Source organism: Streptomyces sp. AF1A, from assembly GCF_047340315.1.
Classification (GTDB): domain Bacteria; phylum Actinomycetota; class Actinomycetes; order Streptomycetales; family Streptomycetaceae; genus Streptomyces.
This window is the reverse complement of sequence record NZ_JBLEBI010000052.1, coordinates 19,138-38,059: the sequence shown is the minus strand read 5'-3', so window position 1 is coordinate 38,059 and position 18,922 is coordinate 19,138. Positions and strand designations below refer to the sequence as shown.

Genomic DNA, 18,922 nt, shown 5'->3' with positions numbered 1-18,922 from the left:
GGCCCGGGTCCCCCGGACCCGGCTCGGGAGCCGCTGGTCGAGCGGGACGGCGAGACCCTTCCGGTCCCGCCGTCCCGCTCGACTGCGTGCCGGGCACACCCTCAGGTGGCGAACCAGTGGCGAACTGACGCGTACCCGCTGCATATCCACCATTTCCCAGCGGTAGAAAGCACCTTGGTGGCAGTCTGCTCAACAGCAGATACGGAAAGTGTTAAGGAACAGGCACGCAGCCGGAGGTGCACGTCCCGTGGCGTCCAATGTCAATCCCACCGTCAGGCGGCGCCGGCTGGGCCAGGAGCTGCGCAGGCTCCGCGAGCTCAAGGGCATGACCGCCGAGGAAGTGGCCGAGCGACTGCTCGTGTCGCAGTCGAAGATCAGCCGGCTGGAGAACGGCCGCAGAAGCATCAGCCAGCGCGACGTGCGCGATCTGTGCGGGGTGTACGAGGTCGAGGACCAGCGGATCGTCGACTCGCTGATGGAGATGGCCAGGGACTCCCGGCAGCAGGGGTGGTGGCACACCTTCGGGGACATCCCGTACAGCGTGTACATCGGTCTGGAGACCGACGCGGAGTCGCTGCGGGTGTACGAACCCCAGCTGGTGACGGGCCTGTTGCAGACCCGCGCCTACGCCGAGGCCCTGGTGCAGGGCGCGTTGCCGGAGACGTCGACGGCGGAGATCGAGAAGCGCGTCCAGGTGCGCATGCGCCGACAGGAACGTATCACCGCCGAGCACAACCCGCTGCGGCTGTGGGTCGTGCTGGACGAGGCGGCGCTGCGCCGGCAGGTGGGCAGCAGGCTGGTGATGCGCGAGCAGCTGGAGCACCTGATCGAGATGTCCCAGCTGCCGCACGTCACCGTGCAGGTGCTGCCTTTCGAGGTGGGCGCGCATCCGGGTCTCAACGGCCAGTACGCGATCCTGGAGTTCGCGGACGCGGCCGACTCCAGCGTGGTGTACCTGGAGGGCGTCACCAGCGACCTCTACCTGGAGAAGGCCCAGGACGTGCAGAAGTACGCCGTGATGTACGAGCATCTGCGGGCCCAGTCCCTCAACGTGGAAGCATCCCGGCAATTCATCGACAGGGTGGCGAAAGAGTACGCGGAATGAGCCGGCGACACGGAGGGCGCGCGATCGTACACCGTGGATACGCTCGCGTGGAAGGCTCCTCTGGAATATGCCATCCGGTCGAGTGAACGGCACCTCCGGTGGCGGCAGTTGACGGGTAGCGTCGATCACGCCAATCAGTCGACAAGGTTGGCGTGAACCGCACTATCGCAACTCGCAACAGGAGTGGACATGGCACTGATTCAGGGCGCTTCGGAGACGTGGATGAAGTCCTCTTATTCCGCGGGCAACGGCGCCTGCGTCGAGGTCAAGTCGCCCACGACCGCCGAACTCGCCGTCCGCGACTCCAAGGTCCCCGAGGGCCCCATCCTGGCCTTCCCCACCGACGCGTGGAACGCCTTCGTGGCCTCGGTCAAGGCGTAAGGGGCTCTCCCCTGACTCTCGTCCGTCGGATCCGTCGGACGACGTCAGACAACCGTCCGACGACGACAACTGCACACGCACCACCCGAAGAGCCCTCTCGACCAGTCGCCGTCCTTGCCGAGAGGGCTCTCCCGTTCCCCGCCTACCGCACGGGGAACGCCACGTCACACACCGGGTCCTCGGCTCCCGCCGCCTCCCAGTCCGCGAAGTAGATCTCCCGGCAGGGCCCGGCCATCTCCAGCCCCTCCGCGGCCGTCCACTGCTCCACCGCCTCGAAGGCGGCGAGGATCTGCGGATGCGCCACCTGCGCCTTGGTGATGCGGGTGTAGGCGAGCCGGGTCGCCGGCTCCACCCGGACCCCGGTCTGCCGGGCGCGCCCGGCGCGTTCCGCCCACCTCCGCGCCGCCGCCTCGTCGGCCACCGGCACACAGGACTCGGCGGGTCCGTCGCTCTCCATCGACACCTCGGCGTGGTAGACGACGAACGGCGCCCCGGTGACGCCCCCGCACTCCCGGGCCGCCGCCTCCAGCCGGCCCAGCGACGTGGGGATCCACACGGGCAGCTCGTCCGCCAGCGTGTGCCGCGACTCGGTGATCACCACCTGCGCCGGCACGTCCACGGTCTCGACCACGAATGTCCCGTACATCTCGGAACTCCTCCCTGACAGTCGTCCACGGAGGTACTCGGCGAGAGTCCGCTGCCCGGCCACCCGGGCCTCCACGTTCGCCCAGTAGGCGGCGAGCCGCTCGGCCGCGTCGGCGCCCTCGGCCCCGACCACCTCGGCGATCCGGGCGAGCGGCATGTCCAGCTGTCTCAGCAGGGCTACCAGACGGGCGCGTTCGACCTGGTCGGCGCGGTAGTAGCGGTAGCCGCTCGCCTCGTCGACGAGCGCCGGGACCAGCAGCCCGAGCCGGTCGTACAGCCGTAGGGCCTTGGGCGACAGCCGGGACCGCGCGGCGAAGGCGCCGATGGTCAGCAGCTCCTCGTTCACGATGCCATCCTCCGTCACCGGGCGGATCCGTTCCGCCCGGCGAGGAGGACGTTGCGCCCTGCCCCAGGGGCAGGGTCAAGCGGCCCCGGACTCAGCCGAGCTGGGCCTCCACTGCGGCCACGACCTCGTCCGACTCCGGCTCGGTCTGCGGCGAGAACCGGGCGACGACCCGGCCGTCCCGACCGATCAGGAACTTCTCGAAGTTCCAGCGGATGTCCCCGCTGTGGCCCTCGGCGTCGGCGAAGCCGACCAGCCGCTGGTACAGCGGGTGCCGCCCCTCGCCGTTCACCTCCACCTTCTCGGTCAGCGGGAAGGTCACGCCGTACGTCGCCGAGCAGAACTCGGCGATCTCCTCGGCGGTGCCGGGCTCCTGCCCGAGGAACTGGTTGCAGGGCACGCCGAGGACGGTGAAGCCCCGGTCGCCGTACCGCTCCTGGAGCTTCTCGAGGCCCGTGTACTGCGGGGTCAGGCCGCACTTGGAGGCCACGTTCACGATGAGCACGGCCTTGCCGGCGTACTGCGGCAGGTTCGCGGAGCCGCCGGTGAGGGCCCCGATCTCGACATTCAGCACGTTGTGGTCAGCAGTCGTCATGCCCGGATGCTATGCGCTCCGCCCGCGGTGCGGTGAAGGCCGGTCCGCCGACCACGGGTCCGCCGCGGCCGCTCGTCCCTCCGGGGCCCTGCCGCTTCCCTCAGGGCGTCCCCGCCCGGTGGGCGGACGTACAGCACCGCCCGCCCCGCCCTGCGCGGCCCCGCCCTGTGCGGCTCCACTCACACCGGCCCTGCCCGCCGCCGGGACGACGGTGGTGGCGGCGGGCGCGGTGTGCGTGACGCTGAGGCCGGCTACGGCCGGTCGACGTGTTCCTGCGCCGCAACGGCAGGCTGCTGGAACGGTGCCGGAGCCTGGTGCGGCGGCGCCGCCGTCTCATGGCCCTGCTCGGCCGGAGCCTGCTCCACGGACGCCGGCGCCGGGGCCTCGGCCGGCTGCGGAGCCGGGGCCGCACTCGGCCGGGGCGTGCCGAGATCGGCGTCGATCTTCTGCGCGGCCCGGTCGAAGTACCGCAGCAGCTCGACCGGGAACGGCATGACGAGCGTGGAGTTCTTCTCGGCGGCCACCTCGACGACCGTCTGCAGCAGCCGCAGCTGCATGGCTTCCGGCGTGTCCGACATGATCCGGGAGGCGTTGGCGAGCTGCTGCGCGGCCTGGAACTCACCGTCCGCGGTGATGACCCGGGCCCGCCGCTCCCGCTCGGCCTCGGCCTGCCGCGACATGGACCGCTTCAGCGACTCCGGCAGCTGGACGTCCTTGATCTCGACACGGTCGATGTGGATGCCCCATCCGGCGGCGGGACTGTCGATCATCAGGGCCAGCCCCTCGTGCAGCCGCTCCCGGTCGCTCAGCAGGTCGTCGAGGTCGCTCTTGCCGATGATGGACCGCAGCGAGGACTGGGCGACCTGCCCGACGGCGAAGACGTAGTCCTGCACCTCGATGGCCGCGCGCACCGGGTCGGTCACCCGGAAGTAGACGACCGCGTCGACCTTCACCGACACGTTGTCCCTGGTGATGCCCTCCTGCGTCGGCACGGGCATCGTCACGACCTGCACGTTCACCTTGCGCATCCGGTCGGCGAACGGGATCAGGAAGGTGATGCCGGGCTGCCGGTGGCTCGGCAGCGCCTTCCCCCACCGGAACACGACGCCGCGCTCCACCTGGTTGACGACCCGCATGCCGCTCTTCAGCACGAGCAGCAGAAGCAGGACCACGACCACCACTGCGACGACCGTGCCTTCCATGGCACTCCCATCTCCGACGCTACGTCCGTCCGGTTGCGGACAACGGGGAGGACACCCGGGCCGGGGTCGCTGGATGCGGGCGCCGCGTCAGGGAAGAGTAAAGAAAGCCGTACAGCCCGTGCACCACTAGAGTGCGCGGTGGTGCGGAGGCGGTCCGCAGGGGGAGGGGAGCGTGCCATGGCCACGTCGGAAGGCCGTCGGGCCGGCGCCACGTCCATCGGTGCCGAGCAGATGATCGCGGAGGCGCGGAAGGCGTTCTTCGTGATGTTCGGGTTCCTCTCGGTGGTCTGGCTGCTGCAACTCGCCAACTCCGGGGACCACTACGCCCTCTCGCGGGACTACGGCATCGCGTCCGGCGACCTCGGCACACTGCCGGACATCTTCGTCGCGCCTCTTCTGCACTGGAGCTGGGCCCACATCGAGAGCAACTCCGGGCCGCTGTTCGTCTTCGGCTTCCTCGCCGCCTACCGGGGTGTGGCGCGCTTCCTGGGCCTGACCCTGCTGATCGCGGTGACCAGCGGCCTGGCGGTGTGGTTCCTGGAGCGGGGCGACGCGGAGACGGTCGGCGCCAGCGGCCTGATCTTCGGCTACTTCGGCTACGTCGTCGTACGGGGCCTCTTCGACCGCCACCTGATCGACACGCTCATCGGCGTCGTCACGGGCGCCTCGTTCGCCTACCTCCTCACCGTCGCCGTGCCCGGCACGCCCGGAGTGAGCTGGCCGGCACACCTCGGAGGGCTCGCCGGCGGCCTGGCCGGAGCCTGGCTCCTGCGCGACCGCCGCTCCCGCCCGGCAGCGAGCGGCGGCGGTTCCCCGGCCCCCTCCGCCCACCCCCGGGCGGACCTCCACAAGGAACTCGGCGACCTCGGCCTGCTGTAGGGCCCGTCCGGGGCCCGGCAACGACCTCGACACGTACGCCGATGACCTGGCCTCGGTCATCGAGGCGCTCCACCTTCGCGACGTCATCCTGGTCGGTCACCCGACCGGTGGCGGAGGGCTCACCCGCTACATCGCCCGGCACGGCTCGGACCGCGTCGCCAAGGTGGTTCTGCTCGGCGCGATCCCCCCGTTGATGCTCAGGACGGAGGCGAACCCGGAGGGGCTGCCGATCGAGGTCTTCGACGTCTACGAGGGCGCCCCGCACGGCCTGTCGATGGTGCCCGAGTTCGCGGGGCGGTTCGACGCCGACCTCCTCGCATTCGCCCGCGGCTGACTAGCTGTTCTGTCCGGGGAGGGGTTGTTCGGTCCAGATGGACTTGCCGGTCGGGGTGTGGCGGGTGCCCCAGCGCTGGCACAGCGCGGAGATGAGCTGCAGGCCGCGGCCGCCCTCGTCGGTGGCGGAGGTGTGGCGGATGTGCGGCGTGGTCAGGCTGGCGTCGGAGACCTCGCAGATCAGTGTGCGACTGCGGAGCATGCGCAGCCGGATGGGGCCGCAGGCGTGCCGGACGACGTTCCCGACGAGCTCGCTGACCAGGAGCTCCGTGGTCATGATCAGTTCCTCGTCGGTGAGGTTCCAGGCGGCGAGCTGGGTGCGGACCAGGTCGCGGGCCTGGCCCGCCGCCACCGCGTCCTCCGGCAACGGCCACTCGGCCACGTTCTCCGCGGCCAGCGGGTGGGTGCGGGCCAGCAGCAGGGCGGCGTCGTCGGTCAGTGCGCCGTGGGCGGGCAGGAGGGCGGAGGTGAGGGCGGCGCAGAGGGCGTCCAGGCCGGACGCGTCCGCCGGTACGGTCGGCAGGGACGTCACGGACTGCGAGAGCAGCTCGGCGAAGTGGCTCATGCCGGTGGTCACATCCCGGTCCTTGCTCTCCACCAGGCCGTCGCTGTAGAGGGCGAGCAGGCCGTCGGCGGGGAGGACGACCTCGAGGGTCTCGAAGGGCGGAGCGGCCACCCCCAGGGGCGGGTCCGGGGCCATCGACAGGAAGGTGACGGTGCCGTCGGGGTGGGCGACCGCCGGGGGCGGCTGGCCGGCGCTCGCGTACGACAGACAGCGGGTCACCGGGTCGTAGACGCCGTACAGGCACGTCGCGAAGGCGTCGGTGCCCAGCTCGCCCACGATGTCGTTGAGGTGGCCGAGGATCTCGTCGGGCGGCAGCTCCAGCTCCGACAGGGTGCGCACGGCCGTGCGGAGCCCGCCCATCGTGGCGGCCTCGGACATGCCGTGGCCCATGACGTCGCCGATCACGAGGGCCACCCGGGCCGCGGACAGCGGGATCACGTCGTACCAGTCGCCACCGACGTCGGCCCCCTGTTTGGCCGGCTGGTAGCGCGCCGCCGCCGTCACCTCGGGCAGCTCGGGCAGTGCCCGCGGCAGCAGGCTTCGCTGGAGGGTGCGGGCCCGGGTCGTCGCCTCGTCGTAGAGCCCCGCCCGTTCCAGGGCCTGTGCGATCAGCCCGCTGACCGCGGTGAGCAGCGTTCGCCCGTCGTCGTCCAGCACCCGCGGCTCGTCGAAGGAGATTACCGCCGCGCCGATTCCGCGTCCCGACACGGTCAGCGGCAAAAAGGCCCACGCCTGCTTGCCGCCCTCCCAGATCAGGATGTCGGTCGACGGGTAGCGCTCCCGGCACTCCTCCGGGGAGGAGACGAAGAGGGGGGTGCGGGTGAGCAGGGCCTCCCCGACCGGAGCCGCCGTGTCCAGCGCCGTCCAATGATCGTTCAGCATCCGCGTGAAGCACTCCGAATAGCCCCGGGAGCCGATCACGTTCAGCCGGTCGCCGACCACGTCGATCATGATGAGTCCGGAGGCCCCGAGGGGCGTCATCACACCGTCGGCCACCGCCGTTATGACGTCCTGGGCCGTGACGGCCTCGGCCAGCTCCCGCGTGATCCGCTGCACCAGGGCCGCGCGCTCGGCGGCGGCCCGCTCCGCGGCGGCGCGCTCGGCCTCCCGCAGATGCCGCTCGGTGGTGTCGGTGATGTAGAGCGTGAGACCTTCCGGGCCCGGCACCAGCCGCAGGTGGTACCAGGACGTCCCGTCCCGGCCCGGTATGTCGAACCCGGCCGGCTCGCCCCGGGCCGCCGTGGCCCGGCACCGCTCCTCCAGCCCCGGCACGGCACGCATCGGGGGCACGTCCCAGAGCAGGGATCCGGCCACGTCCCCCGCCGGGCCGAGAAGCCGCTCCGCGGCCTGATTCAGGAACCCGACGCGCCAGTCGGCGTCCACGGAGACGAAGCCGTCGCTCATGTGCCGCAGCGCCTGCCCGACCGACTCGGCGGCGGCGTGCGTTTCGCTGCTGTCCCGGATGGTGCCGATCACCTCGACCGGCGTCCCCGCCTCGTCCGTGACCGTCCGGGCACGGGCCTCGATCCAGACGTACGTGCCGTCCTGGCGCCGCACCCGGTACTCGTTCTGGAAGCCGCCGCGCAGCTGGATGCCCGCGTCGAAGCCGGCCACCGCCCCCGGCAGGTCGTCCGGGTGGATCAGGGCCGCCCACGCCTCGATGCCGCCGGTCATCACCCCCGGATCGATTCCGGCCAGCACCTCCTCGACCGGCCGGTCGGCGGTGAGCGCGCCGGTGCGCAGGTCCCAGGTGTACGTGATGCTGGGCGCCCCGCCCACGTCCCACGGGGAGGTCTCCCGCGACTGCGGATCGCTCCCCAGGTCGCGCAGGAGGGTCGGGGACGGATTGAGGATCCCGGACGACATGAGCCGTCCCGACATCCAGACCGCCACCTCGTTCAGGAACGCGTACTCCGCCGCGACGGGCTTGTCGCCGGGCGCGAACAGGACGGAGAGCGCGCCGCGTCGCCGGCCACAGCCCGGGATGGGGGCGGAGAGATGACCGATCCCGGCGGGCAGCCGGGAGGGCCACAGGGCGGCGGGGTCGCGGCCGGGCACCGGGTCGGGCGGGGCCAGCTCGGGCTGCCAGACCATGGTGTCGCCGCGGGCGGCCCTGCTGGGCGGCGCCGCGCCCCGCACCGGGATGATCAGCCAGGGCCGCGTCATCGACTCCGGCAGACCACTGTCGGCGACGAGGTAGAGGATGCCGCTCATGCCGCCGCCCGGGAGATGCACCATGCCGCCCAGGCCGTGCACCTCCGCCACCGCCTGCTGGAGAGCGGTCAGCAGGACCTCGACGTCGCGCCGGTCCTCGTTCACGGCGTCGAGCAGCCGCATCCGCATGCGGTGCCGCTGCAGGGGCCGCACGGCCGGCACGGTCCGCAGTCCCTGCGGCTCGTGCAGCGGACGGGGGGCGCGGGGTACGGAAGTGATGTCGTTCGCATCGCTGCCTCTGGTATTCACCACGGCCGACTGTCGCCTCCGCTCATCGCTGGGCTACATGCTGGGCTGCATGTGATCAGATGTGGACTGCAGTGATCTCCACCCGCCCGAACCATCCTAGTGCGTCGAAATTTAGGCGATTTAATCGGTTCTTACCTTTTTCCGCAATGGTCTACCGTATGTCGCACCGCCTCACTCCGCGTGACCGCAGGGGCTGGCGTTGGGCGGCGGTAAAGGTGGGGTGGGCGTTGGGCGGCGGTGGGCGCCGGTGTCGGGTGGCGGTGGTGCCGGTGCGCATACCGGGACGGTGGCGTCGGCGCGCATGCGGGGACCGTGGCGTCGGGGTGCATACGGGGACCGGTGCGTCGGCTGTGGGCGGCCACCGGAGGGGAGCCGGCACCTGACGCGCGTTCGAGTTGACGCACGTTCAAGTGGCATTCCGCTCCCTTCGGTTGCACCACGTAGGCCCGTGCCGACCCGGTCGGCCGACTCACCGAGTGGCTGCCGTACAGGGCGGAGAAGGTCATCAAACCGCCTGCCCCGGCACGGCACGGCCATCTCTCCGCCCCCAACGCTGCCGAGACCTGATCGTCAGCCGGGCAGGCAGGAGCGGAACCGGTGGAGCAGTTCAAGTGCGGGAGGGCTCTTTGCGTCGAAGGTCTGGCCTCGTTGTTCGGCAGGAACCTCCGGCCCCCAGACGCGGGCCCCGTGGCAGCGGAAGCAGAAGGCGATCTCGAAGAGCTGATCGGTGGAGCTGTGCGCCCGGATGCCCCAGCCCGGGAAGAAGCAGCGGTACTGCTCACTTCCCGGTAGATCGGCGATCAGGGACAGAGCCTGCTGGGCCTGGTCTCCGCTCCAGATCGCGGCGGTGTCACCGGCCAGGTTCTCCGAACTGAGGTGCCTGACGGGGTCGGTGATGCGGACGACCTCGATGCGCTCGGTCTTCTCATGGGTCAGCGGCAGCAGCATGCCCTCAGAGTCCTCGATCTCGACTGCGCTGACCAGTGGCGGCCGGGGCGGCGAGTACGGGGATGCGCCGGCGTCGGATGCGCCGACCGACCGGCGAGCCGCTGGAGGCCCGCCCGATGCCCGAACCGTTCCGCCGCCACCAGACATGCCGACCGATACCCCTCCACAGCGCCCGGCAGGCCCGTCGGCCAACGCTCTTCTGCTCAACGGGACGTCCAGCTCCGGCAAGGCCGGCATCGCCCGTGAACTCCTGGACATCCTGGCGGAGGCCGGCACCCGCCGCCGGGTCACCGAGCCGGTCCCGCCCCTCACTCGAGGGCTCCTCGGGTCGGTGACTCAGCTCTCCGGGTCGTACATGATCTCGCGCACCTCCTGTGCGCACCGGCAGGCCTCGGCGATCTTCGCCGCCCACATCAGCGCGTCCTCGCGCGACGGGACCTCGATGATCGAGAAACCACCGACGACCGCCTTGGTCTCGGGGAACGGCCCGTCCGTGACCGTGCCGTCGGCGGCCACGATGCTCGCCCGCTGACGCTCCACTCCGGCGCCGAAGATCCAGACACCTGCGTCCTTGGCCTCCTGGACCACCCGGTGGGATGCCTCGCCGACCGCCGGAAAGTCCTCCTCGGGGAAGGTCATCGATCCGTCGTCGAACGAGATCAGATACCGCGCCATTGCGTTCGCCTCCCTGCTCGGCGACCACCGGCCGCCTGGTCGCTGCTCCCGGTCCGGCAGACCGCGTGTCAGCTTCTCACTCCCACGGCCTTCGCGCCGGGGAGCCGCGAAAACGGCCTCTGGCCGAATCCATGCCCCGGCCACCGGTGGCTCCCCCGCCAAGCACGCCCACGCCTCCCCGGCCGTATCCCCCCAGTCGCCGCATGCCGGGAAGGCCCGCGCTCGGCACCTGATCCGTACCGGCGCCGAGCAGCCGCTCGCGTTCCGTCGCAGCGAAGGCCGAGCGTTCTCACCGAAGAGCGATCGGTACCAGGCCGGCAGGGCCGCCATGGTCCCCCTGTCCTGTCGGTGACGTCCGACCGGTCTCATGGGCCCTTGACCATCGGCCGCTCCGTCTCATCGACGATGCCTCCGCTCCCTCACGATGTCCCATCGGACTGACGGCCCCTGGCGTGGCCACCGGGCGCAACGTCGCCGAGATCGCCGAAGTGCCGCACACCAGGAGCGAGACGCGCGACAGCAGTGGCCAGGAGGACGGGGTCGATGCGGCTCAAGGTCGTGGAGCGTCTGATCCGGGTGGTGTTCCGGAACGTCGCGACGAAGTCCGGGTCGACCTGCGCGGAAAGGTAGGTGTCGAGCGCCTCCAGCCGGGGGTCGGTCGAGGGGCGGGCGGTGGCCGGCCGAGGAGCGCGGCGGTAGACCTCCAGGCCGCTGCTGCGCTTCCACGGGGAGCCTTTGGCCGACCAGTCCACCGCCACGACCTCGGACCAGGCCACGAACTCAGGCCTTCGGAAAGGAAGGAGGCGGTAGAGCGTGATTCCCTGATGGTCCACCCGCACGCATTTGCGTTGGCTGGAGCAGACTGCCGCGATCCACACGGCGAAGGGGCTGAGCACCAGCTCGATGTGGTCCGTCTCCGGCGGCTCCGCGTGCGGAAGGAGGCCCGCCCCCATGAGCAGGGCGATGGCCAGGACGCTCATGACGCCAGTACGTGTCCAGCCGTATCGGACCACGTACGAACCGTTGAACCCCCCCATGCGCACCATGATGACGCGGCAGACCCTCGCTGCAATCCCTCTAGAGTGCCGTCATGGGGAACGGGCGCAGGGTTCGCCGCATGCTGGTGGGCGGCACGGTGTACGGCTGGCGCTTCGGGCACCGGCACGATCGTGTGCGGGGCTACGCCGGCTGCTGCAGCACGCTGACCCTGTGGCGTGCCGGGAACCGGTCCTGTCTACGTCTGCTGTTCCGGCCGACCGCCGATCGTGCCATCGCCGACGGCTACTTCGACGAGGGCGCGGTGGTGCGCCTATCCGACCGGAAGTACCTGAATCTCCACGAGCCCGGCAGCGTACGCGCGTTGCTCGACGAGGCCTTGGTCCGTGGGCTGTTTCCCACCACAGGGATCGTGGAGGTGGACGGCTGGCCCCTTTTCGACGCGGTGAAACCGGAAGGACCGGCGCCTTGATCAGTTCCTGAACGGGGCAGCGCAAGAGAGGCCGTCACCAGCAGGACGAGATGCGGCGAACCGCCGCTGCCTGCCAGGAGCTACGGCTGGCGGTCGACTGGGCCGGCTCTATGGCAGCAGGTCATGTTCCATCTTCCGCCGCCGCCGAAAGCGATCGTGCCGCCGTCGGGGTCCCTGACCTTTGGCCGGGACAGCACGTCGTTGGCCCGGCGAGAAGCGGCGTCGACCATGCTCCCGCGGTGACTGGCGTGCCCTCGCACGCAGTCGCCCAGGGACCGGTGACGCACTCAAGCTCGGGCTCCGTATCGCCGACAACCCCGTCCGATCGCGGGGGCTTGTCGCAGCACCCTCCGGTGGGGAAGCCCGAGCCACCTTCCCGGATGGGCATCGACTCTGTGGGCACGTTGCCCCATGCCCCACACACGGTGGCGAACACGCTTACGAGCACGCCCAGTGGTCTGCCTGGCGCAGGTCGGGTCGACGGCCCCGGTCCGGCACAGCCTACGATCGTCCCTCCTGCGTTCAGGAGTGGCGGGGCCAGAACACCTGGGGGGCCTGTCAGGCCGGTAACTGGCTCGGTGACGCCGGGTAAAGACGTTGCTGGTCCTCCGCAACGAGGACGAATGCCGGCGCAACGAGTAGGTATGGCAGTCGGTCCGGTAGAGCCGGGGCAGGGGGCGATTCCGGGACGGCCTCCCTTGGCGCCAGGCGGGGAAGTCCCGACGTCGAATCCCGGACGCATGCGAAGCAGCGGCGGCAATGACATTGTCGGGGGCCGTCCGACCACGCCTCCTACGGGCCGGCCGACAGGGGCCATCTCCCGCGGAACGGTGGTGGGTACGGAAAGTCCGGCCACCTGCGGCCCTGTGGGGCGGCCTACGACAGGCATCGGTGAGCCTGCGCCCCAGCCGGTTGGTAGCGCCACCGGGGGCTCTGGTGGTCGCACCGCCTCGCCCTATGGAAGAGCCGTCGGCGCCGGCACGCAGGAGCCGTCCCGGGGGTCCCTGAACTCGGGGGCTCCGCTGCGAGGGGGCATCTCGGGTGGCGCGCCCACCCTCAAGCGGTCAGGCAGCACGCGCGCCAATGCGACTCCGCGGGAGACGCCATCAGCGTCTTCAGATCAACCGCGCAGCACCGCAGCCATAGCTGGCGGCCGCCAATCCAAGGAGCAGCGGAATCGGAAGGGCGACCGCCGTTCCGCTCGTCCGACCACCGAGTGACCGTCCGCGGACAGCGAAGGAAAGCCCATGCTCTTCAAGAGGGCCCGACTCGGGCGCCGTAAGACCGCAGCAGCAGCCGTGCTGGGCCTGCTCCTGGTGGGCGCCTCGGGCCGGCCGGCGTATGCGGAGGGGATGCGTGCGCAACAGTGGTTCCTCGACGCCATGAAGGCGGAGCAGATGTGGCGCACGAGCACCGGCAAGGGCATCACGGTCGCCGTGATCGACACCGGAGTGGACGCGGAAAACCCTGATCTGAAGGGTCAAGTCCTGCACGGAAAGAACTTTGCCGAGGGCCAGGCGGGAGACGAGCGCACCGACTACGACGGCCATGGAACGGGCATGGCCGGCCTCATCGCCGGAACCGGAGCCGCAGACGGCGGAAACGGCACCTTCGGGCCCGCTCCCGGGGCCAAGATCCTCCCGGTACGCATGCCGAAATCCACAACGGCGGCCAACGAGGCAGCAGCCATCCAGCAGTTCAACCAGGTGCTCCCGAAGGCGATTCGTTACGCGGCGGACGCGGGTGCCCAGGTCATCAACATTTCGATGGGGGCAGAGCAGGGCTCGCCAGACGTGACTTCTGCTGTCAAGTACGCCTTGGAGAAAGGGACTTTGATTTTCGCGGGCGTCGGCAACAGTGGCGACAAGGGAAATCCGGTCGAGTATCCCGCAGCGACGCCTGGTGTCGTAGGCGTGGCAGCGGTGGGCAAGGACCTCCGGCATACCTCGTGGTCCGAATACGGCCCCCAGGTGGACATGTCCGCTCCTGGCGCTGACATGGTCGCCGCCTGCACCAGCGTGACAGGCTTCTGCAAGACCGACGGCACCAGCGAAGCCACCGCCATTGCCTCAGCCAGTGCCGCCCTGATCTGGTCCAAGCACCCTGACTGGACCAACAACCAGGTCCTCCGCGTCATGCTCAACACCATCGGAGCCCCCACGGACGGCGCCAAGCGCAACGACTCGATCGGCTACGGCATCGTCCGTCCGCGAATCGCCCTGCAAAACCCCGGCGATCCCGGCCCCGCCAACGTGTATCCGCTCCCGGACCTCAAGGATGTGGCGTCGAATCCGACGCCTCCGAAAGCTTCCCAGACCGCAGGCGCCGCGGCACCGGCCAGGACTGACAACTCAACCGCGGCATCCTCCTCATCCGGCACGGACAACACTCTCTGGATCACGCTGGGCCTCGGAGCTGTCGTACTCCTCGCAGCCGCGATCACGGTTGCCGCCGTCGCCCGCAGGCGTCGAACGACCACAGCACCATTCCCAACGCCCCACCCAGCACCCCGCCCATCGCCCTACGGAACCCCAGGGGGCGCGCCCTCGCCGTACACACCCCCGGTTCCGCCGAACAGCTTCCCCTCGTCCGATCGATGACCGGGTGCCGGCTGAGTACGCGTACTCAGACGCGCTGGTGGCTGATACGGATGGGTCATTCGACGCAGCGTTATTACTGTGCTTCTCGACCACCACAGCGTTGCGGTCGCACGTTCACAGCATTTCGGCGACGTACGGCGAGACAGGGGGAGGGCCACGCATGGAATGGAGAGGACAAGCGCGTGGGGTTTGACTGGGAGAAGGCCGTAGGAGTTCCGCCCAGGACCGGAGACGTGGGACGCAGCCACATGCAATTGGCGAGCGCGAACGGCGGGGGAGGCGGAGGCGCCGGGAACGGCAACGCTGATCTCCGGACCAGCAAGACACCGTGGACGAGCGCGTCCGGCGTCGCGGAGGCACTGCATACGGACACCAACAACGGTCTGACCGACCTCAAGGAAGCCAGCGCCGGCATGGCGGTCGGCACTGAGGGATTCGAGTGCACGGCCGCGCTGAACGAGTTGCGTACCACCTGGGATGCCCGGCTCACTGCTGTACGCGACGAATGCGGTCGGCTGCACGGAACCTTGGCCAAGACCGGCAAGCACTTCGGTGAGGTCGACCAGCACGTCGGCGGCCGAGTGGACCGTGTTCACGTGGGCAACCGCCCGGATTGGGCAAGGTGAGGCTGGTGCCCACATGGCAGCAACTTCGGGACCTGAAGCTGTCCGAGTACCGGGACGCCGCTGGCGGCTGGGGCAAGGTGAGCCATCGCGCGGACGCCGCCCGCCTTCGGGTAGACCGGGAGATGACGATTCCTGTCCGGTCTACGCAAAAGGGGGATACGGCCACCAAGGCGGCCGGCGAACTGGACCGGCTCAGTCGTAACTACCAGTACATCCACGGCGAGTGCGGTCTGATCCGGACGACGCTGGAATCCCTCGCCGCCGAACTGGAGGGGCCTCAGCGGAAGGTGAAGCAGGCGTTGGAAGACGCCGAGGCGCTCAAGTTCACGGTGAACGAGGACGGTTCGGTGACGTATCCACCGCCCATCGCGAAGGACGGCACCCCAGCGCCCATTCCTTACGGGCCGTACGCCCCAGGCACGTCGCCAGCTGACCCTGTCGTGCCATTCGCCCCCGGTGAGGGCGGTGGCACAGCGCGAGCGGGCGCGCCAGTCCCTTTTCTGCCGGGCAAGGGCGAAGGAGGCGGCAATCCCATCAAGGCCATGGCCGAGAGCGTCGCGGAACAAATCGCGAGCGCTGTGCGCGAGGCAGGCGAGATCGACGCGCGTTATGCATCCCTGCTCCGCAAGCTGAAGGCCCCGGCGGGGCTGGACGTCACCGACGACATGCTGATCGACGCGGCCAAGGACATGCAAGCCGTGCAGAAGTCCGTCGCCGGCTACCTCGACGAGAAGAAGATCCCGCACGGAAGGTCTCCCGTCGAGAACAGGAAGTGGTGGGACAGCCTCACTGACGAGCAACGCGACGAGTACGCGACCCTCTACCCGGCCCGGATCGGCGCGCTCGACGGCCTGCCGTCAGAGGTGCGCGACACCTCCAACCGGATCGTGCTGGCGGAGACCCGAGCAGAGTTCGCGCGAGAATACGAGCGACTGGGGCCCGAGCCGCCGCAATACGTCCAGGTTGGCGACCCTCCCTCAGCCGTCGTCAACCCGATCTGGCAACAGTGGAAGAAGAAGGGCGGTGTGCAGGTGCGGGACATGCTCAGCGGCATGGACGACATCCAGGCCCGGCTGGACGCAAGCGGCGTGCCCGGCCCCGACGGCAAGCCCGGCCTGCCACAGGCGTACCTGCTCGGCTTCGACACCAAGGGCCTCGGACACGCGATCATCGCCAATGGCAACCCGGACACAGCAGACAACACAGCCGTGTACGTGCCGGGGACAACGGCGCGGCTGGCGAACGTCGGCGGCGACATCAAGCGGATGACCGATACGTGGCAGGAGGCCCATGCACAGGCCCCCGACAAGACCACGTCCACCATCACCTGGCTCGGCTATGACGCCCCGCAGAACATCCTCACCGATTCCCCCTCACCGAGCTATGCCTACGAGTCAGCCCCCAAGCTGAACAACTTCCTGGACGGGCTGCAGACCGCCCGCAGCGGCTCTGAAGCATGCACGCCGTCAAGCCACACGACGATCATCGCCCACAGCTACGGCAGCACCGTCGTCGGCGCCGCCGCCAAGGCACACCACATCGCGGCCAACGACATCGTGGTCGCCGGCAGTCCGGGCATGCTGGTGGGCGACGCCAGCGACCTTGGCGTGGGCAGCAACCACGTCTGGTCCGAGGCCGCCAGCGACGATCCGGTGCCCTACCTCGGCAAACAGTTCCTGGGAGGAGAGAAGTGGGGGGTGCAGTACTACCACGGCATTCCCTACAACGCCGGTTACATCACGACCATGCCGTCCGACGATGCATTCGGGGGACATCGGATGGACGTGGATACCAGTGGCCACAGCGGTTACTGGGACACCGGCTCGACATCACTGGAGAACCAAGGGGCAGTCGTCGTCGGCAAATATGGTGACGTTAAGGAAGAGAAGTGAACTGGCTCAGGCATCTGCTCCCACGGCGTCGGCTCGCCCTTTGCGCCGCGGCCAGTGTTGTGGCCCTCGTCATGACGGGATGCTCAAAGGACATGACAAAAAAGGACGTGAATGACGCCGGTAGGACCGCCGAGCCGACGACGCTCGCGGTCGACCAGGCGAGGACGAAAGCCAACCACCTCTCCAGTCAGATTCTCGACATGATCGGAATCAAGGAAGGCAAGGTGACAGAGGGAGGTGCTGGCGTCTCCCTCTGCGACGATGACCCCGATCACCTTTATCGCATGCGCCACCCTTGGTCGATCTACGAAGTGGCCTCCGACAAACTCGAGGCCGGTTTCCAGCGCCTGCGGGACAGCCTGCCCAAGAACGGCTGGAAAGTCGTCGCATATGGTCGTGACACCAGTGCAAACAAGAACCTCGAACTCACCGCCGATTCAGAGAAGGAACCCTTCTCGGTCAACGCTTCCTTGCACATCACGGGCTCGTCAGGAACCCAGCAGCCGATGATCCAGGTCCGTGTCGTCTCCAACTGCTTCCGTGCGCCGAAGGGGACGGACCTCGGTAAGGAGTACTGACAAGGCGCCGTTGACGATCCGTGAAGGCAGTGCTTGTTGGCGTCCGGGGTGCCGAAGCCGGCCTAGCCTCGATCTTGCATGAGGGTCCGTCAGCTTGCTGACGGACCCTCATGCAAGATCGAGGTTAGACACTCCCCCAGTTGACGAAGATCCTGCGCGAGTAGGTCCAACTGATCTGCCAAGGGCCGCCTTCGAAGCGGGCCAGGGGTCGGCAGGAGCGAAGCGGAAGCCATTGAACTCCGCTGGGCGGAAGACGTCGAGCGACGTACCCCGCACCTCCTGGTCCCGCCTTATGGAGCACAGGGACGGCGCCACGAGGGGCCGAACATGCGAGAAGCGTTCGCGCCAGCCGTCCGCTGTCCCTAGGCGCTCGGTGACCTTGAGAGTCTGCAGATTGGGGCGCAAGCTCTCGGGTCGGCGGTCCCCATGGTGCCGCTGCACGTCGACCTCGACGGTCGAGTACTTGACGAACTGGCATTCTTTGTACAGTAACCGGAACGGAACCGGGAAGAGCCGCACATGCTGGGGCGCCCCCTGGTCGAGCCGTATGCCAGCCACGCAGCTCGTCTCGTGGTACTTCGCGGACAGTGTCAGGGTGGCGGGTTTTAATCCCGACCTCTTCGTCCCGACCGGACTCCGCTGGGCGCTTGACGTCGCGCTGGTATGTCTCTCACCTGCTGCCACGGCCCGTAGAAGTCCGTGGTTGTTCGCCGCTGTGCGTCGGCGTTGTCACGCAGTTACACACTCAATGCTGCGGCTCTACAGAGGTGAGTGGTCGGCTGATGCTCCTGTCTGGGGATCTTGCAGCGCGACGAGTTCCCGCAGGTCGTTCGCGACCATGACCTGTGCGAGGCGTCCGACGACGGCCACGACCTCTGGGCAGGCGGTCGCCTGAAGGTACTCCGCGTCGGTGTCGTTGGGCGCCTCGGCCGCCGCGATGTTGAGCGTGGTGCCGGGCTCCCTCATCAGCTCGACCTCTTCCTCGCTCCTGAGGCTGGTGCCGAGGTAGCGCTCGGGCTCGTCGGCGTCACAGAACGCCCTCGGACATTCCGGTCCGCCGTTGACCGCCAACGTTGATGTCAGCCCGTGATGTCCGGTGCCGTGCCGACGGCCGAACTCCGGCGGGCTCAGGGCGTAAAGAGCACCTCCTCGGTGCGCCCGGTCGCCTGCTGCCAGTAGTTCAGCAAGGTGCGTACTTGCTCTTGAAACTCGGCTTTGGACAGGCCCGCCCCGGCCTCGACGAGGCCGGGCAGCGGCAGTGGACGCGCATCCGTACGGTGGATTCGGGCTATCCGCCAGTACCGCCCATAACGGCCGCGGCGGCCGAGGACCTCAATGCGGGTGACCTGATCCCATGGCACGGACTTCCGACTGAACACGGTGGTCAGAACCACGCTCGAAGGAGTCAGCAACGTCGCGCCGGATGCGGACCGCAACATTGTGAGGACGCCGGTAATGAGGGCGACCCCCAGCACGGCGAGGGCGGTCCAATTGGTCCCGTGCGACCTGGCCACCATCAGCACCGCTACGAGGCCGACCAGCACCACAAAGCCAAGTGCGCGCATCCGAATACCTCGCTGCTCGCGTGGGCCAAAGCCAATTCGTCTCTCCTCCACGCGAGGAT

At 69.1% G+C, this 18,922-nt stretch carries 18 protein-coding genes and 1 pseudogene; 10 read left to right on the top strand and 9 right to left on the bottom strand.

Annotation, left to right across the window (positions count from 1 at the left end):
- Positions 1 to 247: 247 nt before the first annotated feature.
- Positions 248 to 1,105, top strand: coding sequence for a helix-turn-helix domain-containing protein (locus ACLU3S_RS16990; protein WP_413952704.1), 858 nt, complete (start codon positions 248 to 250; stop codon positions 1,103 to 1,105).
- A gap of 189 nt (positions 1,106 to 1,294) precedes the next feature.
- Positions 1,295 to 1,486: a DUF397 domain-containing protein gene (locus ACLU3S_RS16985; RefSeq protein WP_413952703.1), complete on the top strand. Its 192-nt coding sequence runs from the start codon at positions 1,295 to 1,297 to the stop codon at positions 1,484 to 1,486.
- A 142-nt stretch (positions 1,487 to 1,628) separates the two neighbouring features.
- Here ACLU3S_RS16985 and ACLU3S_RS16980 read toward each other — a convergent pair whose 3' ends face one another.
- The 3 genes from ACLU3S_RS16980 to ACLU3S_RS16970 all read right to left on the bottom strand — a co-directional run bounded on the left by ACLU3S_RS16980 (position 1,629) and on the right by ACLU3S_RS16970 (position 4,271).
- Entirely contained in the window at positions 1,629 to 2,477 is an 849-nt protein-coding gene (locus tag ACLU3S_RS16980) for a MerR family transcriptional regulator (RefSeq protein ID WP_413952702.1), read from the bottom strand.
- Positions 2,478 to 2,568: 91 nt separating this feature from the next.
- Positions 2,569 to 3,069 (bottom strand): glutathione peroxidase, encoded by a 501-nt coding sequence (locus tag ACLU3S_RS16975; protein WP_413952701.1) that lies wholly within the window; start codon positions 3,067 to 3,069, stop codon positions 2,569 to 2,571.
- A 251-nt stretch (positions 3,070 to 3,320) separates the two neighbouring features.
- Positions 3,321 to 4,271, bottom strand: a complete 951-nt coding sequence (locus ACLU3S_RS16970; RefSeq protein WP_413952700.1) for a slipin family protein — start codon at positions 4,269 to 4,271, stop codon at positions 3,321 to 3,323.
- Positions 4,272 to 4,448: 177 nt separating this feature from the next.
- Between ACLU3S_RS16970 and ACLU3S_RS16965 the strand changes: the two genes are divergently transcribed.
- From ACLU3S_RS16965 to ACLU3S_RS16955, 3 genes and pseudogenes are all read left to right on the top strand, one after another.
- On the top strand, positions 4,449 to 5,150 hold the full coding sequence (locus ACLU3S_RS16965; RefSeq protein WP_413952699.1) for a rhomboid family intramembrane serine protease: 702 nt from the start codon (positions 4,449 to 4,451) through the stop codon (positions 5,148 to 5,150).
- A 46-nt stretch (positions 5,151 to 5,196) separates the two neighbouring features.
- Positions 5,197 to 5,286, top strand: a pseudogene (locus tag ACLU3S_RS16960) (alpha/beta hydrolase); the annotation flags it as partial.
- Between the two features lie 57 nt (positions 5,287 to 5,343).
- Positions 5,344 to 5,484 carry a hypothetical protein gene (locus ACLU3S_RS16955; protein WP_413952698.1) on the top strand — a complete coding sequence of 47 codons (141 nt, stop codon included), beginning with the start codon at positions 5,344 to 5,346 and terminating at the stop codon, positions 5,482 to 5,484.
- Here ACLU3S_RS16955 and ACLU3S_RS16950 read toward each other — a convergent pair whose 3' ends face one another.
- The 4 genes from ACLU3S_RS16950 to ACLU3S_RS16935 all read right to left on the bottom strand — a co-directional run bounded on the left by ACLU3S_RS16950 (position 5,485) and on the right by ACLU3S_RS16935 (position 11,114).
- Positions 5,485 to 8,514 (bottom strand): SpoIIE family protein phosphatase, encoded by a 3,030-nt coding sequence (locus ACLU3S_RS16950; protein ID WP_413952697.1) that lies wholly within the window; start codon positions 8,512 to 8,514, stop codon positions 5,485 to 5,487.
- A gap of 567 nt (positions 8,515 to 9,081) precedes the next feature.
- On the bottom strand, positions 9,082 to 9,459 hold the full coding sequence (locus tag ACLU3S_RS16945; protein WP_413952696.1) for a hypothetical protein: 378 nt from the start codon (positions 9,457 to 9,459) through the stop codon (positions 9,082 to 9,084).
- A 336-nt stretch (positions 9,460 to 9,795) separates the two neighbouring features.
- Positions 9,796 to 10,134, bottom strand: coding sequence for a YciI family protein (locus ACLU3S_RS16940; RefSeq protein ID WP_413952695.1), 339 nt, complete (start codon positions 10,132 to 10,134; stop codon positions 9,796 to 9,798).
- A 419-nt stretch (positions 10,135 to 10,553) separates the two neighbouring features.
- Positions 10,554 to 11,114 (bottom strand): hypothetical protein, encoded by a 561-nt coding sequence (locus ACLU3S_RS16935; RefSeq protein ID WP_413952694.1) that lies wholly within the window; start codon positions 11,112 to 11,114, stop codon positions 10,554 to 10,556.
- A gap of 110 nt (positions 11,115 to 11,224) precedes the next feature.
- Between ACLU3S_RS16935 and ACLU3S_RS16930 the strand changes: the two genes are divergently transcribed.
- The 5 genes from ACLU3S_RS16930 to ACLU3S_RS16910 all read left to right on the top strand — a co-directional run bounded on the left by ACLU3S_RS16930 (position 11,225) and on the right by ACLU3S_RS16910 (position 17,298).
- A complete protein-coding gene (locus tag ACLU3S_RS16930) occupies positions 11,225 to 11,602 on the top strand; it encodes a hypothetical protein (protein ID WP_413952693.1) in 378 nt (125 codons plus the stop codon).
- 1,247 nt (positions 11,603 to 12,849) lie between these two features.
- Positions 12,850 to 14,202, top strand: coding sequence for a type VII secretion-associated serine protease mycosin (gene mycP / locus ACLU3S_RS16925; protein WP_413952692.1), 1,353 nt, complete (start codon positions 12,850 to 12,852; stop codon positions 14,200 to 14,202).
- Between the two features lie 233 nt (positions 14,203 to 14,435).
- Entirely contained in the window at positions 14,436 to 14,828 is a 393-nt protein-coding gene (locus tag ACLU3S_RS16920; protein WP_413952691.1) for a hypothetical protein, read from the top strand.
- 5 nt (positions 14,829 to 14,833) lie between these two features.
- A complete protein-coding gene (locus ACLU3S_RS16915) occupies positions 14,834 to 16,720 on the top strand; it encodes an alpha/beta hydrolase (protein WP_413952690.1) in 1,887 nt (628 codons plus the stop codon).
- A complete protein-coding gene (locus ACLU3S_RS16910; protein ID WP_413952689.1) occupies positions 16,717 to 17,298 on the top strand; it encodes a hypothetical protein in 582 nt (193 codons plus the stop codon). Before ACLU3S_RS16915 ends, ACLU3S_RS16910 begins: the two co-directional genes overlap by 4 nt.
- 759 nt (positions 17,299 to 18,057) lie before the next feature.
- Here the strand turns inward: ACLU3S_RS16910 and ACLU3S_RS16905 are convergent.
- Together ACLU3S_RS16905 and ACLU3S_RS16900 are read right to left on the bottom strand one after the other, a co-directional pair.
- Complete coding sequence (locus ACLU3S_RS16905) at positions 18,058 to 18,369, bottom strand: hypothetical protein (RefSeq protein WP_413952688.1); 312 nt, start codon at positions 18,367 to 18,369, stop codon at positions 18,058 to 18,060.
- Between the two features lie 56 nt (positions 18,370 to 18,425).
- A complete protein-coding gene (locus ACLU3S_RS16900) occupies positions 18,426 to 18,914 on the bottom strand; it encodes a PH domain-containing protein (protein ID WP_413952687.1) in 489 nt (162 codons plus the stop codon).
- Positions 18,915 to 18,922: the final 8 nt, after the last annotated feature.